Raw genomic sequence first — 25668 nt, 5'->3', positions numbered from 1 at the left:
GACGCGACGAAGGAGCGCCCTTGACAGGGCGGCCCGGCACGGAAGGACAGTGGGACTGGCGGGAAACCCCCAAACCCTCCCTGATCGGCCCCAGCAGGAATCAGGCTTCCGCAGTCCCCGAAGCCCCGCCCCTCGAAGCCCCCCCGCCCCTACCGCCCCCGCCGTGCCGCGTACTGCGCGAACGTTCCCTGGCCCGTCGCGTGTGACGGCGTCAGGTGGCCGCCCCGCCTGAAGCCCGCGTACGCCTTGCCCCACAGGGGCAGCGGGAGCACCCGGCGGCGGCGGCCCGTCGCGGCGAGGTAGGTGCGGGCCAGGTCGGGCAGGGTGGCGATCTCCGGGCCGCCCATGTCCGGGACGCGGCCCGACGGGGTCGGGACGGCCAGTTCCGCCAGCCGGTCCGCGACCTCCTCGACCGCGATCGGCTGCACCCGGACCCCGGACGGCAGCGGCACGACCGGCAGCTTCGCCGCGGTGTCGACCAGCTGGGCCACCAGGTCGTGGAACTGCGTCGTGCGCAGGATCGTCACGCCGAGACCGGACTCCTCCAGCAGCCGCTCCACCCGCAGCTTCGACTGGTAGTAGCCGAGGGGGACCACGTCCACGCCGACGATCGAGATGTAGACGAGGTTGCGGACGGTCCCCGCCCGCCGGGCCGCGCCGATCAGGTGCCGGGCGGCCTGCTCGTCGCCCCCGCGCGGGGAGGACGCGCAGTGCACGACCACCTCCACCCCCGCCATCGCCGCGTCCAGGCCGCTGCCGTTGCGCAGGTCCACCGGGTGCTCGGCGGCGTGCCGGCTCAGCACGCGGGCCTCGTGGCCCGCCACCCGCAGCCGCGCGGTGACCAGCGAGCCGAGGTTTCCGGTTCCTCCGGTGACGAGGATGGTGCTCATGGTGTGGTCCGTCCTTCCTGGATCCGTACTGATCCGAACCGATGTCCGGCACCAGTCAGACAGGACGGCCCCCGGAAACGTGACAGCCGGACCCGGTCGGTTCGCGTGTCCCGCGTCACGTGCGAGGACCCGGTGGCCGCCGGGCCACCGGGTCCTCGCGTTTTCGGGTCACCCCCGGCTGTCAGGGTGTCAGGGGAGTCATCTCAGGGGAGTCAGCAGGCGCCCTGGTCCTTCCAGACGCCCCATTCGCCGGTGCTGCCCGGCTCCTCGTTCTGCGTCCACCACTGGGCCTTCCAGATGCGGCCCTTGTGGGAGACCAGGTTCCCGGCGTTGTAGACCTGGCCCGCCACGTACGCGGGGCTCGTGCACGCACCGCCCGTCGGCGGGGGAGTGGTCGGCGGGGTGGTGGTCGGCGGCGGCGAGGTGGGCGGCGTGGTCGGCGGCGTGGTGGAGCCGGGCTGGACCACCGTGACGCCGCGCGCCAGGTCGCCGGCGAGCGCGTACGTCGTGCCGGAGATGTTCACCGTCCAGTTGGAGGGCGTGGAGACCGGCAGGTAGTAGTTGAACGCCAGGTCCACCGAGGCGCCCGGGGCCAGCGTCTGCCAGGCCGGGAGCTTCAGGGAGGCCCGGTGGAAGTCGCCCTTCAGGCCGCCGACGTTGCTGCCCGTGTGGTCGCTGCGGATCACCTTGGTGCCGAAGCCGGACTGGTCGGAGGCGTTGCTCGGAGCCGCGGTCGCGTAGTCGAACTGGAACTCGGTACCGCCCGGCAGGGTGGCCGTGGTGTTGTTCGTGATCTTGAGCTTCGGGGTGATCGGGTAGTTGGAGTCGCCGAGCTTGAACTCGGTGAACTGCGTCTTGATGTCCACGGCCTGCGCCGGCAGCGCGGTGTTCGACTTCTTCGCGCCGTACGGGGCCGCCGCCTTGAACTTGTCGTACATCAGCGAGGTGAGCGTGTCGCCCATCTCGTACTGGCCCTTGGCGGCGTTCCAGGCGTAGTCGCCGGCCATCTCCCAGACCATGGTGCCGCCGATGCCGCGGTTGACCACGTAGTCCGCCTTGGCGGCCACCGACTGCTCGTCCTCGGTGGACAGGAAGACCTTCTTCTGCGCGTTCCACAGCCACGGCGCGACCAGCGTCGCGTCGTACTTGCGGGCGTAGGTGCCGGTCAGCGTGGTGTTGGCGGGGAAGCCGTACTTGGTGACGTAGTCGCCGACGATCCCCTTCTCCAGGTTCTTCGCGTGCCACATCGGGTTGGAACCGGCCGGCGACTCGGCGCCGTTGGTGTCCTTGTCGTGCCACAGGTTGTCGATGCCGACCGCGCCGTCACCGCACTTGGTCAGGCCCGCGCCGGCCGGGCAGGTGGTCGCGGGGGCCTTGCCCCACAGGCCGTCCGTGCCGCCCTGTACGTTCTTGTGGCCGCGGGTGTAGTACGGCAGGCCGATGTTGATGCGGCCGGCCGGCATCGAGCCGCGGAAGTAGTGGTAGGCCCAGTCGGTGTTGAGGTAGCCGATGTTCCCGTACTGGGAGCTGCCGTAGACGTTCGCGGCGGCCAGCTCGGCGTCCTTGCCGTCGTCGAAGAGCGAGGCGTTCGGCCCGACGTACTCGTTCCAGGCCCCGTGCAGGTCGTAGGACATGATGTTGACGTAGTCCAGGTACTTCTGCATCTGGAAGGTCTCCATGCCCCGCAGCAGGTACCCGGAGGAGGGTGCGGCGACGGTGAGCAGGTAGTGCTTCCCGTCGGCGGCGCCGGCCCGGTCGAGCTTCTCGCGCAGGCTCTTCATCAGGGCGTCGTAGCCCTGGACGAGTCCGGCGCGGCGGGCGTTGGACAGCTGCCAGTCCAGCGGGTTGCCGGCGTCCTTCATGGTGGTCGGGTACTCGTAGTCGATGTCGACGCCGTTGAAGCCGTATTTCCGGATGAACTCGACCGAGGAGTTCGCGAAGGTCTCGATGCCCGCCTGGTTCACCGATCCGTCGGCGTTGGTGGCCATCGAGTAGAAGCCGCCGGAGGCGACCCGGTTGCCGTCGTCCCCGAAGTAGCCGCCGGTCTCCGCCCAGCCGCCGACCGAGATCAGCGTCTTGACGTCCGGGTACTGCTTCTTGAACTTGGTCAGCTGGTTGAAGTGGCCCTTGTAGGGGAGGGCCGGGTCCATCTCGGCGCCCGCGACGCCCGGCCAGGTCATCCCGGTGGCGGCGTTGTTCGCGTTGTCCGCGCCGACGGAGATCTTGTTGTCGGCGCCGACGTGGGCGAAGGCGTAGTTCAGGTGGGTGACCTTGGACCACGGGATGTCGTGGGCCAGGTACGCCGGCTCGCCGTTCTTGCCGGTGCGCCAGCCGGTGAAATAGCCGATGACCCGGCGCTGATGGTCGGCGCCCATCTTCTCGCGGCCTTCGGCGTCGTACACCGAGCAGTAAGGGACGTCGACGCCGGCCGTCTTGTACAGGCCGTCGGGGCGGCAGCTCTCGTTGTCGGCGGCGTGCGAGACGCCCGTCGAGAGCCCGGCCACCAGCAGTCCGGCGATTGCGGCGCCGGATGCCAGGAGCATCGCCCTCGTACGTGTGGGGGACAGCATCGTGCCTCCTGGGGAGGGGAGGAAGGCGGGCTGGGCAGGACACAACATGCGGAAACGTGAAGCGTGTTGGCCCGTGACGTGCGCACATCTGACGGGCTGCTCCCGGGGAAGATGAAGGGAACGTTAAGAGGACTAGACCACCCCGTCAATAGGTCTGGACCAACCCCGCGTCCACAGGGCCAGGTCCACCCCCCGGCCGCCCCGCGCGCCCTCCCGTGTGAGCCAGGCCACACGTCCTCACCCGCATGGCCGTCGATCGCCCATGGCAAACTGGCTGGAGTACCAGTAAGCAGCGCACTCCGGGGTCGGTGTAATTCCGAACCGGCGGTTATAGTCCGCGACCCGTCCGCAGCCAGCGGCCGGTTGACCAGGTGAGATTCCTGGACCGACGGTGAAAGTCCGGATGGGAGGCAGTGCGCGGCGGGCCAGTGACCGGTACGCCGCCGTCGGCGGTTCCTCGGCGCATCCCCGTGGATGTGGCGCAGCGGACCGTTTTCCGGCCTCGGCGTCCCCGTGTGCGCTGTACCGCTTCATCTGTCGTATCCCGACAGGCCCCGGAGTCCGTGCCCGATGAGGCAGGAGGACCCGGTGGCGACACACGCCGCGCACGCAGCACCCGACGCGGACACCCGCGCCATGCGCCGAGCCGTCGAGCTCGCCGCGCGCGGCCTCGGCTCCACCAGCCCCAACCCCGTCGTCGGCTGCGTCGTCACCGACGCCTCGGGCACCGTCGTCGGCGAAGGCTGGCACGAACGGGCCGGCGGCCCGCACGCCGAGGTCCACGCCCTGCGCGCGGCCGGCGCGGCAGCCCGCGGCGGCACCGCCTACGTCACCCTGGAGCCCTGCAACCACACCGGCCGCACCGGCCCCTGCGCCCGCGCCCTCGTCGAGGCCGGGGTCACCCGCGTGGTCCACGCGGTCTCCGACCCGAACCCGCAGGCCCGCGGCGGCGCCGACACCCTGCGCGCGGCCGGGGTCGCCGTGGAGGCCGGGCTGCTCGCGGACGAGGCCGAAGCGGGCAACGCCGCCTGGCTGACCTCCGTACGGCTGGGCCGCCCCTACGTCCTGTGGAAGTACGCCGCCACCCTCGACGGGCGCATCGCCGCGGCCGACGGCACCAGCCGGTGGATCAGCTCCCCCGAGTCCCGCGCCGACGTCCACCGGCTGCGCGCCGAGTCCGACGCCGTCGTCGTCGGCTCCGGCACCCTGCGCGCCGACGACCCGCACCTCGCCGTCCGCGGCGTCGAGGGGGCCGTCCAGCCCCTGCGCGTCGTCCTCGACACCCACGCCACCGTCCGGCCCGGCGCCCGCGTCCTGGACGGGGCCGCCCCCACCCTGATCGCGGTCGCCGAAGAAGCCGACACCCGCCACCTCACGGGCGTGGAGCTGGCCAGGCTCCCCGCCGGCGAGCACGGCATCCGCGTGGACGCCCTCCTGGGCGAGCTGCACCGGCGCGGCGTCCGCTCCGTCCTCCTCGAAGGCGGACCGACCCTGGCCGGCGCCTTCGTCGCCGCGGGCGCCGTCGACAAGGTCGTCGGCTACCTCGCCCCGGTCCTCCTCGGCGCGGGCCCCGCCGCCCTCGCCGACGCCGGCATCGCCACCCTCACCGACGCGCTCCGGCTCCGGATCACCGAGACCGCCCGCATCGGCACCGACATCCGCATCACCGCCGTCCCCACGGCCACCTCCGTCCCCGCCGCCCTCAAGGAGCGCTGAAGTGTTCACCGGAATCGTCGAAGAACTGGGCGAGGTCGCCGCGGTCGAGCAGCTCGAGGAAGCCTCCCGCTTCCGCCTGCGCGGCCCCCTCGTCACCGAGGGCGCCAAGCACGGTGACTCCATCGCCGTCAACGGCGTCTGCCTGACCGTGGTGGACACCGCCGACGGCGAGTTCACCGCCGACGTCATGCAGGAGACCCTCAACCGGTCCAGCCTCGGCGCCCTGGCCAAGGGCTCCCGCGTCAACCTGGAGCGCCCGATGGCCCTCGGCGGCCGGCTCGGCGGCCACCTGGTCCAGGGACACGTGGACGGCACCGGCGAGATCCTCTCCCGCACCCCCTCGGAGCACTGGGAGATCGTCAAGGTCGCCCTCCCGGAGAACCTCTCCCGCTACGTCGTCGAGAAGGGCTCCATCACGGTCGACGGCGTCAGCCTCACCGTGGTCGAGGCCGCCGCCGACTGGTTCACCATCAGCCTCATCCCGACCACCCTCGCGCTGACCACCCTGGGCACCAAGCAGCCCGGCGACCCGGTCAACCTCGAGGTCGACGTCCTCGCCAAGTACGTCGAGCGCCTGCTCGCCGCCGGCGTGAACCCGCTGCGCCCGACGGGAGACGAGCAGTGAGCGCCCTGACCTGGCTCAACGCCGAGGCCTTCACCGTCTTCGGCCAGAAGGTCATCTGGTCCGACATGATCGGCAACCTGATGGGCCTCGCCGCCCTGGCCCTCGGCTGGCGCCGGTCCATATGGACCTGGCCCGCCCAGCTCCTCTCCGGCCTGATCCTCATCGCCGCCTACGCCTCCGCCCACCTCTCCGGCGGCGTCGGCAAGCAGCTCCTGGTCATCGGCGTGGCCGTGTGGGGCTGGCGCGCCTGGCAGCGCGGCCGGCAGCAGGCCCAGGACGGATCCATCGCCGTACGCACCGCCACCTGGAAGGAGCGCGGACTGCTCCTGGCCGGCGCGGCCCTCGGCACCCTCGCCGTCGGCGGCCTCTTCACGGCCTTCCCGCACCTGTCCTGGAGCCCGTGGGCGGATGCCTACATCTTCGTCGGCACCATCGTCGCGATGGTCGCCCAGGCCCGCGGCCTCGTCGAGTTCTGGTTCGCCTGGCTCCTCGTCGACCTGGTCGGCGTCCCCCTCGCCTTCAACAACGGCCTGGCCTTCTCCGGCCTCGTCTACGTCGTGTACTTCGCCCTCGTGCTGTGGGGCGCCTACGACTGGTACCAGCGCTCGCGCACCACCCCCGCCCCGGCCATGGAAGGAGCAACGGCATGACCAGCCTCAAGCCCGTGCCCGCCGTCCCCGAGAGCTTCGACGAGCCCTTCCGCCTCGACCCCGTCGAGCAGGCCGTCCGCGACATCGCAGCGGGCCGCCCCATCGTCGTGGTCGACGACGAGGACCGCGAGAACGAGGGCGACCTCGTCATCGCCGCCGAGAAGGCCACCCCCGAGATCATCGCCTTCATGATGAGCGAGTGCCGCGGCCTGATCTGCGCCCCCATGGAGGGCGCCGAGCTGGACCGGCTCGAGCTCCCCCAGATGGTCCAGCACAACACCGAGTCGATGCAGACCGCCTTCACCGTCTCCGTCGACGCGAGCGCCGCCCACGGAGTCAGCACCGGCATCTCCGCCGCCGACCGCGCCACCACCCTGCGGCTCCTCGCCGACGGGACCTCCGAGCCCGGCGACTTCGTCCGCCCCGGCCACATCTTCCCGCTGCGCGCCAAGCCCGGCGGCGTCCTGGTCCGCAACGGCCACACCGAGGCCGCGGTCGACCTCGCCCGCCTCGCCGGCCTGCGCCCGGCCGGCGCCATCGTGGAGATCGCCGGCGAGGACGGCGTCATGCTGCGCCTGCCCGAGCTGATCCCCTTCGCCCGAAAGCACGGCCTGACGATCATCTCCATCGAGGACCTGATCGCCTACCGCCGCTCCAGCGAGCCGACCGTGCGCCGCGAGGCCGAGGTCAGCCTGCCGACCGCCTTCGGCGCGTTCACCGCCTACGGCTTCCGCTCCACCGTCGACGGCGTCGAGCACGTCGCCCTCGTCCACGGTGAGGTCGGCGACGGCACCGACGTCCTCGTCCGGATGCACTCCGAATGCCTGACCGGCGACATCTTCGCCTCCCAGCGCTGCGACTGCGGCCCCCAGCTGCACGCCTCCATGGAGCGCATCCAGGCCGAGGGCCGGGGGATCGTCGTCTACCTGCGCGGCCACGAGGGCCGCGGCATCGGACTGCTGTCCAAGCTGCGCGCGTACGAACTCCAGGAGCGCGGCCGCGACACCCTCGACGCCAACCTGGAACTGGGCCTGCCCGCCGACGCCCGCGACTACGGGGCCGGCGCCCAGATCCTCGCCGACCTCGGCGTGCGCAGCGTCCGGCTGCTGACCAACAACCCCGACAAGGCCGCCGCCCTCGTACGGCACGGGATCGAGGTCTCCGGCCGGGAGGCCATGCCGGTCGAGGCGGGCGAGCACAATCTGCGGTACCTGCGCACCAAGCGGGACCGGATGGGCCACGACCTCCCCTGGCTGGACGGGGCCGTGGCCCCCACCGCCACCTGCGGCAACCAGTAGTACCGGCAACTCACGCACCACCCGGCACCACCGTCACCACCAACCCGAACACGAACCACCGAGGAGCAGAGCTGTGAGCGGCAAGGGCGCACCCGAACTGAGCGTGAAGAACTGCGGAGACCTGCGAGTCGCGGTGATCGCGGCCCAGTGGCACGAGAAGGTCATGGACGGACTGGTCGACGGCGCCCTGCGCGCCCTGCACGAACTCGGCATCGACGAGCCGACCCTGCTGCGCGTCCCCGGCAGCTTCGAGCTCCCGGTCGTGGCCAAGGTACTGGCCGGTCGCGGTTACGATGCCATCGTCGCCCTCGGAGTGGTCATCCGCGGCGGCACCCCGCACTTCGACTACGTCTGCCAGGGCGTCACCCAGGGCCTGGTGCAGGTGTCGATCGACACCGGAGTCCCCGTCGGCTTCGGCGTCCTGACCTGTGACAACGACGAGCAGGCGCTGGACCGCGCCGGCCTCGAGGGGTCGAACGAGGACAAGGGGCACGAAGCGGTCACCGCCGCCGTCTCCACCGCCATGACCCTGCGGACGGTCAGCGAACCCTGGCGCTGAGTGGCGTGGGGGAACCCCGTATTCTGAGGACCATCATGGCGAACAAACCCTCCAAGACCTTCGAAGAGCTCTTCACCGAGCTCCAGGGCAAGGCAAACGGCGACCCCAGCACCTCCCGCACCGCCGAGCTCGTCGGCAAGGGCGTCCATGCCATCGGCAAGAAGGTCGTCGAAGAGGCCGCCGAAGTCTGGATGGCCGCCGAGTACGAGGGCAAGGAAGCCGCCGCCGAGGAGATCTCCCAGCTGCTCTACCACGTCCAGGTGATGATGGTGGCGCGCGGGATCTCCCTCGACGACGTCTACTCCCACCTCTGACCTGCCCAGCCGCCCCTCGGGCGCGCCGCCCCACCCGCATTCCCCATCCGTTGATCCGCGTACCCACGCACCGAAGGAAGCCCCATGCTGCGCATCGCCGTCCCCAACAAGGGTTCACTCTCCGGACCGGCGTCGGCGATGCTCCATGAGGCCGGCTACCGGATGCGCAAGGAGTCCAAGGAGCTCGTGGTCGTCGACCCCGAGAACGAGGTGGAGTTCTTCTACCTCCGCCCCAAGGACATCGCGATCTACGTCTCCTCGGGCCGCCTCGACATCGGCATCACCGGCCGCGACCTCCTGCTCGACTCCGGCGCCAGCGCCGAGGAGATCCTGGCGCTGAACTTCGGCCGCTCCACCTTCCGCTACGCCACCATCCCCGGCACCGCGAAGGGCCCCGAGGACTTCCACGGGATGACCATCGCTACCTCGTACGAGGGAATCGTGGCCAAGCACCTCGCCGAGAAGGGCATCGACGCCTCCGTCGTGCACCTCGACGGCGCGGTCGAGACCGCCATCCAGCTCGGCGTCGCCCAGATCATCGCGGACGTCGTCGAGACCGGCACCAGCCTGCGCAACGCCGGCCTCGAGGTCATCGGCGAGCCGATCCTCACCTCCGAGGCCGTCGTCATCCGGGGCAGCCAGACCGACGCCGACGACCCCCGCGCCCAGCAGTTCCTGCGCCGCCTCCAGGGCGTCCTGGTGGCCCGCAGCTACGTGATGATGGACTACGACTGCCGCGCCGAGCACCTGGAGCGCGCGGTCGCCCTCACCCCGGGCCTGGAGTCGCCGACCGTCTCCCCGCTGCACAACGAGGGCTGGGTCGCGGTGCGTGCCATGGTCCCCGCCAAGGAAGCCCAGCGGATCATGGACGACCTGTACGAGCTCGGCGCGCGCGCGATCCTCACCACCTCGATCCACGCCTGCCGTCTCTGACCCCCACCTCGCGGAACCTCTCGCAGAACCGAGCGCACACACCATGACCGAGCCCGCCGCCCAGCCCGCACCGCCCGCCCTGCCGGTCACCTTCCGGCCGACCCGCACCCGGGCCGTCCTGCTGAGCGTCGGGCTCGCCATGTTCGCCACCATCACGGCGGTCGCCCTCCTGCTGGAGACCCTCAGTGCGGGGGAGCGGATCAGCTTCGTCTTCACCGCGGTCCTGCTGACCTCCGTCCTCGTCCTGCTCAGCCGCCCCAAGGTGGTCGCGGACGAGGCCGGGGTCACCGTCGTCAACCTCACCAGCACCCGCCGCCTGGAGTGGGCGCAGATCCTGCGCGTCAACCTCCGCCCGGGCGACCCCTGGGTCTTCCTCGACCTCAGCGACGGCACCAGCCTGCCCGCCCTCGGCATCCAGCCCGGCGTCGCCCGCGCCCAGGCGATCGGCGACGCCCGCGCCCTGCGCGCCCTCGCCGAGACCAGGGGCACCGGCGCGACCGAACACTGAGCCCGCCCATCCTCGTGGCCGCGTACCGTTGCGGCCGCGATCCCAATGACTACCCTGGTGGCGGGGCGCAGCCGTGCGCCCTCCCACCGGTCCCGGGCCCCCCGGGGCCCGCGGGCACCCTGCGACTTGAGGAGTGACTCCCTCCAGCAATGGACGGATCGTCCGGTAATACCCGCGCCGCCCTCCCCACGGAGGCGGCGGCATGACCATCCCGCTACTCCTGCTCGGCGCGGCCTTCGTCCTGATCCTCGCCAACGGCTTCTTCGTGGCAGCCGAATTCGGGCTCGTCACCGTGGAGAAGCCCGAGGCCGAGCGCGCCGCGGCCGACGGCGACCGCCGTGCCCGCACGGTGGTCAAGGCCCTTCGGGAGCTGTCCTTCCAGCTCTCCGGCACCCAGCTCGGCATCACCATCACCTCCCTCGTGGTCGGCATGCTCGCCGAACCCGCCCTGGCCGCACTGCTGGCCGGGCCGCTCGCCGCGACCGGCCTCTCCGGGGGAGCCGCCTCCGGCGTCGCCGTGGTCATCGGCATGCTGCTCGCCTCCGCCGTCCAGATGGTCGTCGGCGAGCTCGTCCCGAAGAACTGGGCGGTCTCACGGCCGCTCCAGGTCGCCCGCTTCGTCGCCGGCCCCCAGCACGCCTTCTCCCGCGCGTTCCGGCCGGTCATCGCCGGCCTCAACGCCGTCGCCAACCGCCTCGTACGGGCGCTCGGCGTGGAGCCGACCGAGGAGATGGCCTCCGCCCGAACCCCCGGCGAACTGGTCTCCCTGGTCCGCCATTCGGCCCAGGCCGGCGCCCTCGAACAGGACACCGCCGACCTCTTCGTACGGACCCTCTCGCTGGGCGAGCTCACGGCCCAGCACGTCATGACCCCCCGGGTGAAGGTCAGCGCCCTGATGCACACGGCCACCGCGGCCGACGTCCTCAACCTCACCCGCGCCACCGGCCTGTCCCGCTTCCCGGTCTACCGCGACCGCATCGACGAGATCACCGGCGTGGTCCACCTCAAGGACGCCCTCGCCGTGCCCGAGCCGGAGCGCGCCCGCACCGCCGTGGGCCGGATCAGCGTCGCCCCGCTGCTGGTGCCCGGCTCCCTGCCGGTGCAGCCGCTGCTGGAGCGGCTGCGCAGCGAACAGCCGATGGCCGTGGTCGTCGACGAGTACGGCGGCACCGCGGGTGTGGTCACCCTGGAGGACATCGTGGAGGAGCTCGTCGGCGAGGTCCGCGACGAGCACGACCTCGCCGAGGACGCCGGGCCCGAGCTGGCCGCCGTCGCCGCCGAGGACGGCCGCCCCTCCTGGGAGGCCGACGGCAGCTGCCGGGTGCAGACCCTGCGCCGCATAGGCCTGGAGGTGCCCGAGGGCCCCTACGAGACCGTCGCCGGCCTCGTCGCGGACCTCCTCGGCCGGATCCCCGCCCCCGGGGACCGCGCGGAGCTCCCCGGCTGGCGGCTGTCCGTGCGCCAGGTCGGCCGCAACCGCGCGGAGCGGGTCCGGCTGGTCCGGCTCGCGGCGGTGCCCCCGGCCGGCTCCTACGGTGCGGCCCCGCTGCCCGCCCGCGCTGCGGTCGGCCACGGCGGGCACACCGCCCCCGGCGGCCCGGCCCCGCAGCCCGCCCAGCTGGAGGGCGCTGCCCGATGAACGTCCTCCAACTCCTCTTCGCCCTCCTCCTCGTCCTCGCCAACGGCTTCTTCGTCGGCGCCGAGTTCGCCCTCGTCTCCGTGCGCCGCAGCCAGATCGAGCCGCTCGCCGCGAGCTCCAAGCGGGCCCGGCAGGTGCTCCACGGCCTGGAGAACCTGCCCCGCATGATGGCCGCCGCCCAGTTCGGCATCACCGTCTGCTCGCTCACCCTCGGAGCGGTCGCCGAACCCACCGTGGCCCGGCTGCTGGAGCCCGTCTTCCACGCCGTCCACGTGCCGCAGGGCCTGATCCACCCCCTCGGCTACGCCCTCGCGCTCGCCGCCGTGGTCTTCCTGCACCTGGTCATCGGCGAGATGGTCCCCAAGAACCTCGCCATGGCCGCCCCCGAGAAGACCGCCCTGTGGTTCAGCCCCGGCCTGGTCGCCTTCGCGCGGGTGTGCGGTCCGGTCACCACCGCGCTGGGCGCCTGCGCCACGCTGGTCCTGCGGCTCTTCAAGGTCGAGCCGAAGGACGAGGTGGAGGCCGTCTACACCAGCGCCCAACTGGGCCGTCTCGTCGAGGACTCCCGGCAGGCGGGCCTCCTGGAGCCCGGCGAGCAGGAACGCCTGGAGGACGCCCTCGAACTGGGCAGCCGCCAGGTCACCGACGTCCTCCTGCCGCCGGGACGCCTGGTCACGGTCGGCCCGTCCGCGACCCCCCGGCAGATCGAACAGCTGACGGTCCGCACCGGCTACTCCCGCTTCCCCGTCCGCTCCGCGGGCGGTGCCTTCATGGGCTACCTGCACGTGAAGGACGTCCTGGACCTGGAGGAACGGGAGCGGGCCGTGCCGCAGCGCGTGTGGCGCCGGATGCCGACCCTGTCGGCCACCCTCCCGCTGGACGACGCCCTCAGCGTCATGCGCCGCGACGCCACCCATCTGGCGCAGGTCGCCGACCCGGCGGGCCGGGTGCTCGGCCTCGTCGCCATGGAGGACGTCCTGGAAATGCTGGTCGGCGAAGTCCGCGACCCGGCACACCGGGCGTACGTCCGGGGCGCGTAGCCGCCGCCGTGCCGAGCCGTCGCCGGGTCACATCGGCGGCGGCTCCGGCCGGTCCTGCGGGCCGCGGCCGGACAGGACCTCCCCGTACGCCTGCATCAGGTCCGGCAGCCGCAGCGTCGCGAGGTCGTCACGGGACGGATCCCCCGCGAACCCGGCCAGCCGCAGGTCCCGGTACGCGCAGCTCTTCTCGTACAGGGTCCGCAGGAACCGGCCGTTCCCGAGCTCGTCGATCCACCCCTGCTCGACCACGTGCCCGCTGATGCTGCGCAGCTCCTCCAGCGCCTCCTCGTCCCACCGGTCCCCGTTCGCGTCCGCCAGCACCCCGCCGATCGCGGTCAGCTCCAGCGGCCGGTAGCTGGGGAAGTCCACCCGGGAGGTGAACCGCGAGGACAGCCCCGGATTGGCGGACAGCAGCCGGTCCATCCCGGCCGGATAGCCCGCGAGGATCACCACCAGGTGGTCCCGGTTGTCCTCGGCCCGCTTCAGCAGCACCTGGAGGGCCTCGTCCCCGTACGCGTCGCCCTTGCTGTAACCCGAGTTGGACAGCGAGTACGCCTCGTCGACGAACAGCACCCCGCCGATCGCCGAATCGATCAGCTCGTTCGCCTTCACCGCGGTCTGCCCGAGGAACTCGCCCACCAGGTCGGCCCGTTGCGCCTCCACCAGATGGTCGCCGCCCAGCAGCCCCAGCGCGTAGAACACCCGCCCCAGGATCCGGGCGACCGTGGTCTTGCCCGTCCCCGAGGGCCCGGAGAAGACGAAATGCCGCTTCGGCGGCTGCACCGGCAACCCCTGGCCGGCCCGCAGCCGCGCCATGTGCAGCTGCGCGGACAGCGCCTTCACCTGCCGCTTGACCGGCTCCAGCCCCACCATCCGCTCCAGCTCGGCCAGCGCCTCGGCGAGCGCCTCCGGGTCGGCCGGCCCGGCCGGCAGCCCCGCGGGGGCGCCCTGCGGCGGCACCGACACCTTGCGCCGCACGCCCTCCACCCGGCCCGCGGGCGGCGGCGCCACGCCCGGCGGATCGGACTCCGCCTGGCCGTCCGCCGCGATGTCCTGGAGGGGCCCGCCCCCGCCCAGCGCCACCGCCGCGAAGTCCCCGCCCGCCGGCGGCGGACCGTGCCCGCCGTAGCTCCCGAACCCGGAGTACCCGGCCATCCCCGCCATGCCGTCGGTGTCGTCGCCGTCCTCGATGGCCGTCAGCCGGGCCGCGGTGTCCATGAAGGCCGGATCCACCCGGTGCACCGCCCGGTACAGCGGCAGGGCCGCCGCGCTGCGCCCGGTTCCCTCGTGGGCCCGCGCCAGCCAGTACCGCAACTCCTTGCGCTGCGGCTGCTCGCTGCGGCAGCGCATCAGCGCCGCCGACAGCATCGGCTCCGCCTGCCCGTACATCTCCAGCCGGACCCGGGCCATCCCGCCGAACAGGCCCGCCTCGATCCCCAGCAGCGGATCGTCCACCAGCGGCTCGGTGTGCCGGACCAGCTGCTCCCAGTCCTTGACCAGGTAGGCCCGGCAGGCGTGCAGGAACCGCACCTGCGGATCGGCGTCCACCGGCGGCAGGGCCGCCAGCGCCTGGTCGAGCTCGGGAACGTGGCGGCCGTCCAGCCAGTGCGAGGCGTGGGCCAGCAGCAGGTCCCGGCGGCTCTCCAGCACCGGCTGCACCCACCACCCCAGCCAGTACCAGGAGTTCAGGGTCCGCCGGTGCCGGGCCCGCTGCTCCCCGAAGCGGTCCCGGTGCGCGTACATGCGCAATAACGCGTCGGTGGTGTCGACCCGCAGCGCGTGCAGGCCCAGCCAGGCGTCGGCCATCGTGGGATCGAGTCGTACGGCCGCCCGGAACTCCTCCTCGGCCTGCGGGTAGGCGCCCATGGTGCAGGCGTCGACCCCGCGCAGCCAGGCGAGTTCGGCCGGGGCGTGCGTGCTGCCCGGCGTGCCGAAATCCATCACGTCCCCCACAAGCCTGCCCCCGTGGTGCGCGGCAACCCCCGCGTCGAGTGCGCGAGTTGCCCTTGCGCCGATGAAATCAGGGCTGCATCGTACCTGCGGTTTCACACCTTACGTAGGGTGCGAGAGGCCCCTTTGAGGGTGTGTCCCGAGCCGACCCGGTGACGCAGGGTGAAGGTGCGGGGGCGGCCGGGGGCAGGACGAAGCCCCCGATCACGGGGGAACGATCGGGGGCTTCGTGTGCGCGGAGGCCGGTAAAGCCCCGCATTGAGAACGTAAGGCCGGTGCGGGCCCCGGGTCAAGCAGGTCGGTGGAGCCCCGGCGGAGCGGAGTTCCGGGACGGCTCAGGCCCGGGGGAGTCCGTCACCCTTCGTGACGGAAGCGGGTGTTCGGGCGGTCGCACCCGTCCCGGAAGACCACTCGTATCCCGTACCGCTCTGGCGTACCAGGGTGTCCGCGAAGGGGCGCGAAGGGTCGTCCGAGAAGTGCGCGAGCTCCGCGCGCTCCCATCCGTCCCAGAAATCGGAAAGTTCACGCCCGTCCCGGTTTCGCCCCCGCCCCCAGGACTGCTCGCGCGGCGTCTCCATCCACAGCAGCCGCGCCAGATGCGGGCGCAGGGCCCGCCGCCCGGCCCCCACCCCCTCCACGAGGACCACCGGCGCCGGCTCCAGCACCCGCTCCGGGCCGAAGCACCGACCCACCCAGTCGTACGGCGCCCAGTGCGCGGGCCGGCCGGCGCCCAGCGGCTCCAGCACCTGGGTGCGCAGCCGCTCCTGCCAGCCGAACAGCTCCTCGTGGGTGGCCACCTCGTCCAGGTGCAGCACCGGAGCCCCGCCCGCCGCTTCCGCGAGCCGCCCGGCGAAGGTGCTCTTCCCCGAGCCGGCGTGCCCGTCGATCCCGACGAGCCGGACCGGGCCGAGGGACGGGGGCAGCGCGCACAGCTCGCGCGCGAGGGACTCGAGTGACAGGTGTGGCTCCACCCGACCAGCCTAGTGCTGTGTCCGGAAGGGTTTGCCGGGCGTCGCGACCCGGTGAACCTTTGCGGTCACAGCACTAGACAGGGCCGACACGGCACGCGGCTTCGGCCCGCGGCCGCCGGGAACTGGAAGGGTGAAGCCACCGAAGCACCGACCCACCCTGGGGGAACCCCGCGATGACCGCACCCACACCGCGCAGGGCCGTACTCGTCGCCGCCCTCGCGGTCGCCACCGCCGCCACGGCCGCCGGCGTCTGCGGCGGCAGCGCCTCCGCGGCCGCCCCGCCCACCCCCCGGGGACCGGGCCGGACCGTCGACAACCGGTTCTGGTTCTCGTACGCCCACTGGCTGGCCGGCACCCACCAGGGCACCGCCGCCGTCGCCGGCGCCCGCCCAGGCCTGGAGATCAAGGCCCCGGCCGGCCGGACCGAGTACGCCGACCCGCACACCGGCAGGAAGGCCGTCTGGGAGTACGCCACCTGGACCTCCCCCGTCCACCGCTCGGCCGTCGCCGCCACGGAGGCCGTCGCCTCCTGGAACGCCCGCACCCCCGCCGGCACCTGGATCCAGACCGAACTGCGGGCCACCTACGACGACGGCACGGCCACCCCCTGGTACGTCATGGGCCGGTGGGCCTCCGGCGAGGGCGACATCCGCCGCACCTCCGTGGACGGCCAGACCGACGGCCGGTCCACCGTCTGGACCGACACCCTGGCCGTCGACGCCCCGGCCGGCGGCCCGCGCCTGACCGACTGGCAGCTGCGCCTGACCCTGTACCGCAGGCCCGGCGCCGACCGCGGGCCCACCGTGTGGCTGGCCGGCGCCATGCTCTCCGCCGTCCCCGACCGGTTCACCGTCCCCGCCTCCGCCCCCTCCGGGCGGGCCCACGAGCTGAAGGTCCCGCGCTACTCCCAGGAGGTCCACACGGGGCGGTATCCCGAGTACGACAACGGGGGAGAGGCCTGGTGCAGCCCGACCTCCTCCCAGATGGTCATCGAGTTCTGGGGCCACCGGACCGCCGCCGCCTCCACGGCCTGGGTCAACCCGCGCTACTCCGACCCCCAGGTGTGCCACGCGGCCCGCTCCACCTACGACGCCGCCTACAAGGGCTGCGGCAACTGGCCCTTCAACGCGGCCTACGCGGCCACCTACCCCGGGCTCGCCGGCGTCGTCACCCGCCTGACCTCCCTCGCCGACCTGGAGATCCTGGTCCGGGCCGGGATCCCGGCCATCACCTCCCAGTCCTTCCGCGCCGAGGAGCTCACCGGCGCCGGCTACGGCACCGCCGGCCACCTGATGACCGTCGTCGGGTTCACGGCCGCCGGGGACGTGGTCGTCAACGACCCGCACGCGCCCGACAACCCGTCCGTGCGCCGCGTCTACGACCGGCACGAATTCGAGACGGTCTGGCTGCGGACCAAGCGCCACAACGCGGCCGGGAAGACCGTGTCCGGCGCCGGGGGAGTCTGCTACCTCTACGCCCCCGCCCTGCCGGACCCGGCTCGGATCGCGGCCCTGCGGTCGGTCGGAGTCCTGTGAGCCCCGCCTTTGACCTCCTGCAGGGATAGGCGGAACATAATGGGGTAAATGGCACATAAAGGCTTCTCAAGGAGAGGCGGCCAGCCATGACCACCCAATCAAGCATCGAGCACCACCCCGACCTCGCCGAGATGCGCACGCGCTTCGAGCGGGTGACCAGCACCCCCGCGGCGCAAGCCGTGGAGGCACTGGCGCTGATCACCGGCCTGTACCTGGCGGCATCCCCGTGGATCGCCGGGTTCAGCACGCTCACCCCGCTGGCCATCAACAACCTGATCGCCGGCCTGGCGTTCTGCCTGTGCATGGGCGGTCTGGGTTCTGCCTACGAACGCACCCACGCCATGGCGTGGACCGCGGTCGCCCTCGGTGCATGGACGATCATCGCTCCGTGGGTCATCGCAGGCGAGATGGACACCACCCGCACGGTCGTCAGCAACGTCATCACCGGAGCCGTCGCCCTGTGCCTCGGCCTCGCGATGGCGGCGATGGCCGGCCGCAACCGGGAGACCCGCATCTGACCGGCTCTCCGGAGGGACCTCATCGGCCGGACCCCGGCCGCCCCGGCAGCCCCGGGCGGCCGGGGTCCGGCGGCGTGACGCTCGCCACCAGTGACCGTCGTCTCTACCGCGAAGGGGGCGAACGCTGGCACATTGGACACCATGACAGCCACCAGCGCCGCAGCCGACGCCCCCGCCCGCACCCTCGTCCGCACCGGGGGACCCAAGGAAGACTCCTCCTGGCTGGAGCACGTCCTCGGCTGGACGCTCGTCGTGGTCGTGGCCATGTTCGTCACCCAGGTCGGCTGGTTCTAACTCCCCGCAGCGCCCCTCGGCGCCCCGCCCCACCCCGCACGCCCGTCACGTTCGCCGTGGCGGGCGTTTTCGCATCTCCGGACGGCGGGCCTGTTTGACGCCGGGCGATCATGACTGCACTATTCCACTAATCAGATAGTGGAATGAGGTGAAGGGCATGGAATTCCGGGTCGACCGGCGCAGCGGCGTCGCCACCTACCTACAGCTCGTCACCCAGGTCAAACAGGCGCTGCGACTCGGCGTACTGGAGCCCGGCGACCGGCTGCCCACGGCCCGGGAGGTGGTCGAGGCCACCGCGATCAACCCGAACACCGTGCTCAAGGCGTACCGGGAGCTCGAGCGCGAAGGCCTCGTGGAACCGCGCCCCGGCGCGGGCACCTTCGTACGGCGTTCCCTCTCCCGCCCCGAAGCGGCAGCCGACTCGCCGCTGCGCCTCGAACTGTCGGCCTGGATGGCCCGGGCGCGCGAGGCGGGCCTGGACCGCGAGGACATCACCGCGCTCATCACGGCCACCGTGGACGCGAGCTTCAGAGAGGACACCACGTGAGCGACCCGACCGCCGCCGCACTCCGGGCGACAGGGCTCGGCAGGGCCTTCCGCGGCCGCAGCGCCCTGAGCGACTGCGACCTCGAACTCCCCGCCGGACGCGTCACCGCACTCGTCGGCCCCAACGGCGCCGGCAAGAGCACCCTGCTCCAACTCGCGGCCGGCCTGCTGCGCCCCACCACCGGGCGGATTCGGGTCTTCGGCCACGCCCCAGGCTCCCGCGAGGCCCGCGCCCGCACGGCCTTCCTGGCCCAGGAGAAACCGCTCCACCCGCGGTTCACCGTCGCGGACACCCTGCGGCTCGGCCGCGAACTCAACCGGGGCTGGGACCAGGCCCTCGCCGAACGCCTCGTACGGGCCGCGGGCATCCCCCTCACCGCCCGCGTCGGCTCCCTGTCCGGCGGAAACCGGACCCGTGTGGCCCTCGCGCTCGCCGTGGGCAAACGCGCCGACCTCCTCCTCCTGGACGAGCCCCTCGCCGACCTCGACCCCGTCGCCCGGCACGAGGTCACCGCCCTGCTCATGGCCGAGGCCGCCGACCGCGGCGTCACCATCGTCATGGCCTCGCACGTCCTGTCCGAGCTGGAGGACGTGTGCGACCACGTCCTGCTCCTCAAGGACGGCGCCGTACGCCTCGCCGGCGACGCCCACGCACTGCGCGCGGCGCACACCCGGCTCACCGGCCGCGCCGACCCCATCGAAACCGACGGCCTGCCCCACACCTTCGACCGGAGCACCGTCGTCCACGCCGTCACCGCCGGACGCCAGGTCACCGCCGTCGTCCGCGGCGGCCCCGCCACGGCCGCGGCCCACGCGGACGAGGACCGCTGGATCAGCGAAACCCCCTCCCTGGAGGACCTGTTGCTCGCCCACCTGCGCGCCCCGCGCGCCGACCGTACGGAGGCAGCCGCGTGAAGGGCGTCCTGTGGCTGGCCTGGCGCCAGCAGCGAGCGATGATCATCACCGGTCTCGTGCTGCTCGCGGCCGTCGCGGCCTGGGCCGCCTACCTGCGCTCCGAGATGACCACGCTGATCGACGACTACGGCTTCGTCCCCTGCAAGGGCTGGAACGGCGGCTGCGAGGGCCTGGGCAGCTTCCTGGTCCTGGACGCGAGCACCGGCCCGATCAGGACCCTCGGCACCCTCGGCCTCGCCCTCCCCGCCCTGATCGGAGTGTTCTGGGGCGCCCCGCTGCTGGGCCGCGAACTGGAGAGCGGAACCCTCAAACTGGCGCTCACCCAGGGTGTCAGCGGCCACCGCTGGTTCGCCGCCCGCTTCGGCCTCGCCGCGCTCTTCGCCGTGTTCGCCTCGGGCACCGTCGCCGCCCTCACCGCCTGGTGGTGGGCGCCCGTGTCCAACACCCTGGACGGCCTCTACTGGTACGACGCCTACATATACAACGCCACCGGCCCCGCCTCCGTGGCCTGCGCCCTGTTCGGCCTCGCCGCCGGCACGGCGGTCGGCCTGCTGGTCCGCCGCACCCTGCCCGCCATGGCCGTCGCCTTCGCCGCGATCGGCACGGTCGGCCTGCTCACCCGGGCGCTGCGTACCGGCTGGATCGCCCCGGAGACCCGGATCACCCCGGGCATGACCCCCAAGACACCGGTCGGCAGCGCCTGGTCCACCGGCGAGTTCGGCTACCTCACCAGCGACGGGCGCGAGCACGACATCAACACCCCCGTCTGCCAGACCTCCGGCGAGGACCTCAGGCAGTGCATGGCGGAGCACGGCTTCGTCGCCCGCTACCACAAGGTCTACCCCAGCAGCGACTTCTGGACCTTCCAGTGGATCGAGACCGCGCTCTACCTGGGTCTCGCCGCCGTCCTGGTGGCCCTGGTCCTGTACGTCCTGCGCCGCCCCGCCGCGACGGCCGGGGCCGCCACCACCGCCGCGCGGACCGCGACCGCCACGACCAGAACGGCCGCCGGCGTCTGAACTCCCTCCACACCACCCACAGGGGACCCCTCATGGCCACGAAGAAGAACCTTCAAGCCGACCGCGCCAGCGTCACCCACAAGGTCCGCTACGCGCTGAGCAACCCGACCCGCATCGCCCCCTACGTCCGGCGCGCCGCCCGCGACGCCTGGCTGCGCCACAAGCACCCCGACCACGTGTCCTACTACCGGGCCGTCATGGCCTCCGACACCGGCCGCAACCCCGAGGCCGCCGTCGGCAGCCAGACCCACGACCGCTGGCTGGCCCTGGGCAAGATGCAGTTCGACTACCTGCTGGAGCACGGCCTCGCGCCCGCCCACCGCATGCTCGACATCGGATGCGGCAACCTGCGGGCCGGCTGGCGCTTCATCGAGCACCTCGACCCCGGCCACTACTACGGCATCGACATCTCGCCCGACATCCTCATCTCCGCCAAGGAGACCCTGACCAGGCAGCGCCTACAGGACAAGCTGCCGCACCTGACCATCACCCGGAACCTCACGCTGGACTTCCTGCCCGACCGCCACTTCGACGTGGTGCACGCCCACAGCGTCTTCTCCCACTCCCCGATCGGGATCATCGACGAGTGCCTGGCGCACGTGGAGCGCGTACTGGCCCCCGGCGGCTGGTTCGACTTCACCTTCGACCGCACCGAGGGCGCCGAGCACCAGGTCCTGCGCGAGGACTTCTACTACCGCACCGAGACCCTGGTGGACCTCGCCGCCCGGCACGGCCTCAAGGCCCGCTTCATGGACGACTGGGAGCGGCTCGGGCACGGCCAGTCCAAGATCCGCGTCACGGCCGGCTGACCGGCGCCGGCCCGCGCGCGGGCAAGGGGATCAGGAGGCCTCCAGGCGAAGCCCCTCGGTGACGATCACATCGGAGGTGACGAGCGCCTGCTCGGCCGTGACCCGGGTCATGAACACGAACGGCGGGATCACCGGCGGAGCGGGCAGCCCGTCCGGGCTGAAGGTGACGCACAGCAGCCCCTCGATACAGCCGCTGAACCTCGTCAGATACAAGGTGACATCGCCCCGCAGGTCCAGGGAGGTGGCGGCGAGCCCGTACTCCTCCCGCCCCTCGCGCGTGCGCAGCCGGTAGTCGCGCAGCGAGGCCGCCCGCATCCTGAGCACCAGCACCTTCAGCGGCCCGTCGACCGTCGGCACGTGCGCGACCCCCGCGAACGCGAAGCCCTGGGGTGCGAACAGCGAGGTGGTGACGGTCGGCGGGGTCCGCGCGGCCATCGGCGGCCCCGCGGCGGGCGCGGCCTTCGCGGGATCCGCCAGGGGGCCGCCGGCCGCCAGTACCGCCAGCAGCACCACGGGCAGTACGGCGGCCCGCGCCCGCGGGCCGGCGGCATCCGGCCTCGTGACGTACGGGCCCGCTCCGTCCGCCGCCGCCTCCTCCCTCCCGTCCCCTTCGCCGGACAGCGGGGTCCAGCCGAAGGCCAGCGCGCTCCCGGCGATGCCGAGGCCCATCCCGACCAGGAACCCGCCGAGGTTGGTCGCCACGAAGGAGAGCACCGACAGCAGCAGGGCGTGCAGCGACACGTAGGCCCGGGCCTGCGGCAGGAACCACAGGAACAGCCCCGCCAGGATCAGCGCCACGCCGATCCCGATGGCGGCGATCCCGCCCAGGCCCAGGCTCACCAGCACGGTCAGCGGGGAGAGCGGGACCAGCAGCAGCTCGGTCCCGCCCAGCACCACCAGCAGCCCGCCCCAGAAGGGCCGGGTGCGGCGCCAGGCACGCAGCCGGGCCCGGTGCTCCGGCAGCGGGAGCCGCCGCTCGAGCCACCCGCTGCGGACACCGCCCCGCATACCGCCCCGGACGTCTTCGCGGACCCCGCCCCGGCTGCCCTTCCGGACGCCCGGAAGCCCTAGAAGCACTTGGTGCCGTCCAGGCTGACGCTCAGCCTCAGGCCCTTGAGCCTGAAGTTCCCGCCGGTCGCGGACCAGGCGCGGGACCTCACGCCCACCACCTCGATGTCCCCCGCCTGCAGGCCGAACTGCCCCGGCTCGCCCTTGATCCCGTCCACCCGGTCCAGGGTCGACGCGTCCCGGCCGATCTGCGCCGTGCCGAAGGTGGCGTCGCCCTGGAGGTCCTCGCCGTCGATCACCAGATTGCTGGCCGTGACCTCCCCGGCCGGGCCCCCGGCGGTCAGCTTGAAGACCACCGTGCCGAGCGGGGTCCGCGCCTCGGCGGCCTGGCAGATGTCGGAGAGGGTGGCCTCGCCGATGCCGAGGAGCGCGACGGGATGCCCCTTGCCGTCGACGGAGCGGTCCGTCTGCACGAAGGAGGCCAGGCCCTTGCTGCTCAGCCTGGAGGAGGAGACCTGGAAACTCGTCCCCGACACGGCGAAGGAGGCGGCGAGCGCGCCCTGCGCCATGACCACGGCCAGTGCGCCGACGGCGGCGACCGCGGGGACGGCGACGAGAGCCGTCTTCCTCCAGCGGACCCGGCCCTCGCGGGGCCGCCCCCTGCCCGTGCCCGTTCCCTTGCCGTCGTCCTTGCGGTTGCCCATGAGGGTGCCTCCCGTACGTCGTCCGGTGCGCAGGGGAAGTGCTGCCAGGGGCTGCCATACTTCAGCCATCCGGTGGCAGTTCGAGGCTAGGGCCGAATTTGAATAATAGTCAACAGCGGGGCACGACCGGTCGTTCGCAGGTCCGCAGGGCCGAACTCATAGCGACCGGGCGCAAGTTGTTCGCCGACACCTCGTACGACGCCCTGTCCATGGACGACATCGCCAAGCAGGCGGGCGTCGCCAAAGGACTGATCTACTACTACTTCAAGAGCAAACGCGGCTACTACCTCGCCATCGTCGAGGACTCCGTCGCCGAGCTCGTCGCCCGCGCCGGCGGCGAACCCGACCTCCCGGCCGCCGAGCGGGTCCGGCGCACCATCGACGGCTACCTCTCCTACGCCGAGCACCACCGGGCCGCCTACCGCACCATCGTCACCGGCGGCGTCGGCTCCGACGCCGAGGTACTGGCCATCCGCGACGCCGTCCGCGAGGAACTGGTCGCCACCATCGCCGAAGGCGCGTACGGACACCGCACCGTCCCCGCGCTCGCCCGGCTCGCACTCGTCGGCTGGCTCTCCTCGGTCGAGGGGATCACCCTGGAATGGACCGGCGCCCTCGCCGCGGACGCGACCGACCAGCCCGACCGGGGCCGGCTCGGGGCGCTCCTGGTGCGCCAGCTGCGCACCACACTGGCCGTGATCGAGGAGTTCGTCCCGGAGTGCCCCGCTCCGCCCGCCCCCGGGGAGGCGGCCGGACAGCGAGACGATCTTGCACCGGTGACGGGAAGCCCCTGATCGGGCATACTCAACCCGCCGCAGCCGCTGAACAGCCCCTTCCGTGATCCGGAAGGGCAGCATCGGCTGTGAGAGCACCGAGATCCGGCGGCGCGTCCCACAACAGCACGCGTCGCCGCCGTGCCCCGACCAGGGAGGAGAGCGCCGCCATGACAGACCGCGCCCCGCAGACGGTGGACCGTCAGCTGCCCACCGAGGAGTCCCGGGACCTCCTCGCCCTCGTACGCGAGATCGCCCAGCGCGAGATCCGGCCCCGGGCCGCCGAGGAGGAGGACGCCGGGAGCTTCCCCCGCGAGGTCTTCACGCTGCTCTCCGAGGCCGGACTGCTGGGCCTCCCGTACGCCGGAGAGTTCGGCGGCGGCGAGCAGCCGTACGAGGTCTACCTCCAGGTCCTGGAGGAGCTGGCCGCGGCCCGCCTGACCGTCGGCCTCGGCGTCAGCGTGCACTCCCTGGCCTGCCACGGGCTGGCCGGCTACGGCACCAAGGAACAGCAGGCCGCGCACCTGCCCGCGATGCTCGGCGGCGGCCTGCTGGGCGCGTACTGCCTCTCCGAGCCGGCCGCGGGCTCCGACGCCGCCTCGCTGACCACCAAGGCGGTGCGCGACGGCGACGACTGGATCATCACCGGGACCAAGGCGTGGATCACCCACGGCGGCGTCGCCGACTTCTACACCGTCCTGGCCCGCACCGGCGTCGAGGGGCCCAAGGGCATCACCGCCTTCCTGGTCCCCGGGGACGCGGAGGGCCTGACGGCGGCCGTGCCCGAGAAGAAGATGGGCATGAAGGGCTCGCCCACCGCCCAGCTGCACTTCGACGGGGTACGGGTGCCCGACGCGCGCCGCATCGGCGAGGAGGGCCAGGGCTTCACCATCGCCCTGGCCGCCCTGGACGCCGGCCGCCTGGGCATCGCGGCGTGCGCCATCGGCGTCGCGCAGGCGGCGCTGGACGAGGCCCTGGCGTACGCGCTGGACCGCAAGCAGTTCGGGCACCCGATCGCGGACTTCCAGGGGCTGCGCTTCATGCTGGCCGACATGGCCACGAAGATCGAGGCGGGCCGTGCGCTCTACCTCGCGGCGGCGCGGCTGCGGGACGCCGGCAAGCCGTTCTCCCGGCAGGCCGCGATGGCCAAGCTGTTCTGCACGGACGCGGCGATGGCGGTCACCACGGACGCGGTCCAGGTCCTCGGCGGCTACGGCTACACCGCGGACTTCCCGGTCGAGCGGCTGATGCGCGAGGCGAAGGTGCTCCAGATCGTCGAGGGCACGAACCAGATCCAGCGCATGGTGATCGCCCGCCACCTGGCGGGACCGGAGACGCGCTAGAGGCCGAACGGGCTCGGGGTCGGGCGGCGGGTCAGCTTCCGAAGAGCGGACCGTTCGGCCAGATGGGCGAGGCGGTGATCCGGTGCCACTCCGGGTCGCGCCTCCCCGGCACGGTCCGGCCGTCCTCGCTCCAGCGGGCGACCAGCGCACTGTAGATGGGCGGGTCGGGAAACCGCTGCCGGGACCCGGGCCCCTGCTGAACCGATTCTTCGTAACCGGGCGGCACCTGCCGCCGTCGGCGTCCCGTCCGTGGCGTGGAAGTCTCAACCGTGGTCATGCCGGGGCAACGCGGCAATCCGCCCACGGGTAATCGCTTCCCCCGCCCGGGGATCCGTTCGAGGGGTACCCGGGCTTTGGGTACTGCGGGAGCCTGATTCCTGCTGGGGCCGATCAGGGAGGGTTTGGGGGTTTCCCGCCAGTCCCACTGTCCTTCCGTGCCGGGCCGTCCTGTCAAGGGCGCTCCTTCGTCGCGTCGCTTCGCGATGGCCTTCGGCCACCCTTGACAGGCCGTCCCGGCACGGAAAGACAAGGACTGACGGGA

Annotated in this window: 25 protein-coding genes and 1 riboswitch; of the genes, 19 read left to right on the top strand and 6 right to left on the bottom strand. The window is 72.5% G+C overall.

Annotated elements, in window-relative coordinates; all coding sequences use genetic code 11:
- Window positions 1-149 precede the first annotated feature (149 nt).
- Window positions 150-890, bottom strand: a complete 741-nt coding sequence (locus tag AB0D66_RS31910) for an NAD(P)H-binding protein (RefSeq protein WP_362310692.1) — start codon at window positions 888-890, stop codon at window positions 150-152.
- Window positions 891-1102: 212 nt separating this feature from the next.
- Window positions 1103-3460, bottom strand: coding sequence for a chitinase C-terminal domain-containing protein (locus AB0D66_RS31905; protein ID WP_362310691.1), 2358 nt, complete (start codon window positions 3458-3460; stop codon window positions 1103-1105).
- 290 nt (window positions 3461-3750) lie between these two features.
- Window positions 3751-3881, top strand: a riboswitch (FMN riboswitch).
- Between the two features lie 215 nt (window positions 3882-4096).
- Between AB0D66_RS31905 and ribD the strand changes: the two genes are divergently transcribed.
- From ribD to AB0D66_RS31855, 10 genes are all read left to right on the top strand, one after another.
- Window positions 4097-5176: a bifunctional diaminohydroxyphosphoribosylaminopyrimidine deaminase/5-amino-6-(5-phosphoribosylamino)uracil reductase RibD gene (gene ribD, locus AB0D66_RS31900; RefSeq protein ID WP_362310693.1), complete on the top strand. Its 1080-nt coding sequence runs from the start codon at window positions 4097-4099 to the stop codon at window positions 5174-5176.
- 1 nt (window position 5177) lies between these two features.
- Window positions 5178-5801, top strand: a complete 624-nt coding sequence (locus AB0D66_RS31895) for a riboflavin synthase (protein WP_362310690.1) — start codon at window positions 5178-5180, stop codon at window positions 5799-5801.
- Entirely contained in the window at window positions 5798-6451 is a 654-nt protein-coding gene (locus AB0D66_RS31890) for a nicotinamide mononucleotide transporter family protein (RefSeq protein WP_362310689.1), read from the top strand. Before AB0D66_RS31895 ends, AB0D66_RS31890 begins: the two co-directional genes overlap by 4 nt.
- Complete coding sequence (locus AB0D66_RS31885; RefSeq protein ID WP_362310688.1) at window positions 6448-7749, top strand: bifunctional 3,4-dihydroxy-2-butanone-4-phosphate synthase/GTP cyclohydrolase II; 1302 nt, start codon at window positions 6448-6450, stop codon at window positions 7747-7749. Before AB0D66_RS31890 ends, AB0D66_RS31885 begins: the two co-directional genes overlap by 4 nt.
- 73 nt (window positions 7750-7822) lie before the next feature.
- On the top strand, window positions 7823-8308 hold the full coding sequence (ribH, locus tag AB0D66_RS31880; RefSeq protein ID WP_007262951.1) for a 6,7-dimethyl-8-ribityllumazine synthase: 486 nt from the start codon (window positions 7823-7825) through the stop codon (window positions 8306-8308).
- 35 nt (window positions 8309-8343) lie between these two features.
- A complete protein-coding gene (locus tag AB0D66_RS31875) occupies window positions 8344-8622 on the top strand; it encodes a phosphoribosyl-ATP diphosphatase (RefSeq protein ID WP_362310687.1) in 279 nt (92 codons plus the stop codon).
- A gap of 84 nt (window positions 8623-8706) precedes the next feature.
- On the top strand, window positions 8707-9555 hold the full coding sequence (gene hisG / locus AB0D66_RS31870) for an ATP phosphoribosyltransferase (protein ID WP_362310686.1): 849 nt from the start codon (window positions 8707-8709) through the stop codon (window positions 9553-9555).
- A 43-nt stretch (window positions 9556-9598) separates the two neighbouring features.
- The gene (locus tag AB0D66_RS31865; RefSeq protein WP_362310685.1) at window positions 9599-10063 is read left to right on the top strand and encodes a PH domain-containing protein; all 465 of its coding nucleotides are present in this window, start codon (window positions 9599-9601) and stop codon (window positions 10061-10063) included.
- A 202-nt stretch (window positions 10064-10265) separates the two neighbouring features.
- Entirely contained in the window at window positions 10266-11702 is a 1437-nt protein-coding gene (locus AB0D66_RS31860) for a hemolysin family protein (RefSeq protein ID WP_362310684.1), read from the top strand.
- The gene (locus tag AB0D66_RS31855) at window positions 11699-12742 is read left to right on the top strand and encodes a hemolysin family protein (protein WP_362310683.1); all 1044 of its coding nucleotides are present in this window, start codon (window positions 11699-11701) and stop codon (window positions 12740-12742) included. Before AB0D66_RS31860 ends, AB0D66_RS31855 begins: the two co-directional genes overlap by 4 nt.
- Window positions 12743-12769: 27 nt before the next feature.
- Here AB0D66_RS31855 and AB0D66_RS31850 read toward each other — a convergent pair whose 3' ends face one another.
- Window positions 12770-14683, bottom strand: a complete 1914-nt coding sequence (locus AB0D66_RS31850; protein ID WP_362310682.1) for an AAA family ATPase — start codon at window positions 14681-14683, stop codon at window positions 12770-12772.
- Between the two features lie 344 nt (window positions 14684-15027).
- Window positions 15028-15663, bottom strand: a complete 636-nt coding sequence (locus tag AB0D66_RS31845) for a hypothetical protein (RefSeq protein ID WP_362310681.1) — start codon at window positions 15661-15663, stop codon at window positions 15028-15030.
- A 173-nt stretch (window positions 15664-15836) separates the two neighbouring features.
- Here AB0D66_RS31845 and AB0D66_RS31840 point away from each other — a divergent pair, with 173 nt between their 5' ends.
- The 7 genes from AB0D66_RS31840 to AB0D66_RS31810 all read left to right on the top strand — a co-directional run bounded on the left by AB0D66_RS31840 (window position 15837) and on the right by AB0D66_RS31810 (window position 21299).
- Window positions 15837-17198, top strand: coding sequence for a peptidase C39 family protein (locus AB0D66_RS31840; protein WP_362310680.1), 1362 nt, complete (start codon window positions 15837-15839; stop codon window positions 17196-17198).
- A gap of 86 nt (window positions 17199-17284) precedes the next feature.
- Complete coding sequence (locus AB0D66_RS31835) at window positions 17285-17716, top strand: SPW repeat protein (protein ID WP_362310679.1); 432 nt, start codon at window positions 17285-17287, stop codon at window positions 17714-17716.
- 141 nt (window positions 17717-17857) lie between these two features.
- On the top strand, window positions 17858-18010 hold the full coding sequence (locus tag AB0D66_RS31830; RefSeq protein WP_362310678.1) for an SCO1431 family membrane protein: 153 nt from the start codon (window positions 17858-17860) through the stop codon (window positions 18008-18010).
- A gap of 157 nt (window positions 18011-18167) precedes the next feature.
- A complete protein-coding gene (locus AB0D66_RS31825) occupies window positions 18168-18557 on the top strand; it encodes a GntR family transcriptional regulator (RefSeq protein ID WP_362310677.1) in 390 nt (129 codons plus the stop codon).
- Entirely contained in the window at window positions 18554-19471 is a 918-nt protein-coding gene (locus AB0D66_RS31820) for an ABC transporter ATP-binding protein (RefSeq protein ID WP_362310676.1), read from the top strand. The genes AB0D66_RS31825 and AB0D66_RS31820 overlap by 4 nt, the downstream gene beginning before the upstream one ends.
- Window positions 19468-20490 (top strand): transporter, encoded by a 1023-nt coding sequence (locus tag AB0D66_RS31815; RefSeq protein WP_362310675.1) that lies wholly within the window; start codon window positions 19468-19470, stop codon window positions 20488-20490. The genes AB0D66_RS31820 and AB0D66_RS31815 overlap by 4 nt, the downstream gene beginning before the upstream one ends.
- Before the next feature lie 32 nt (window positions 20491-20522).
- On the top strand, window positions 20523-21299 hold the full coding sequence (locus AB0D66_RS31810) for a class I SAM-dependent methyltransferase (RefSeq protein ID WP_362310674.1): 777 nt from the start codon (window positions 20523-20525) through the stop codon (window positions 21297-21299).
- Window positions 21300-21329: 30 nt separating this feature from the next.
- Here AB0D66_RS31810 and AB0D66_RS31805 read toward each other — a convergent pair whose 3' ends face one another.
- Together AB0D66_RS31805 and AB0D66_RS31800 are read right to left on the bottom strand one after the other, a co-directional pair.
- Window positions 21330-22307: a DUF6114 domain-containing protein gene (locus AB0D66_RS31805; RefSeq protein ID WP_362310673.1), complete on the bottom strand. Its 978-nt coding sequence runs from the start codon at window positions 22305-22307 to the stop codon at window positions 21330-21332.
- A gap of 59 nt (window positions 22308-22366) precedes the next feature.
- Window positions 22367-23011, bottom strand: a complete 645-nt coding sequence (locus AB0D66_RS31800; protein ID WP_362310672.1) for a DUF6230 family protein — start codon at window positions 23009-23011, stop codon at window positions 22367-22369.
- A gap of 98 nt (window positions 23012-23109) precedes the next feature.
- Between AB0D66_RS31800 and AB0D66_RS31795 the strand changes: the two genes are divergently transcribed.
- The gene (locus tag AB0D66_RS31795) at window positions 23110-23805 is read left to right on the top strand and encodes a TetR/AcrR family transcriptional regulator (RefSeq protein WP_362310671.1); all 696 of its coding nucleotides are present in this window, start codon (window positions 23110-23112) and stop codon (window positions 23803-23805) included.
- A gap of 149 nt (window positions 23806-23954) precedes the next feature.
- Window positions 23955-25127, top strand: coding sequence for an acyl-CoA dehydrogenase family protein (locus tag AB0D66_RS31790; protein WP_362310670.1), 1173 nt, complete (start codon window positions 23955-23957; stop codon window positions 25125-25127).
- Window positions 25128-25668 lie beyond the last annotated feature (541 nt).

Source organism: Streptomyces sp. NPDC048270 (genome assembly GCF_040652335.1).
Lineage (GTDB): Bacteria > Actinomycetota > Actinomycetes > Streptomycetales > Streptomycetaceae > Streptomyces.
This window is presented reverse-complemented; position numbering and strand designations above follow the sequence as displayed.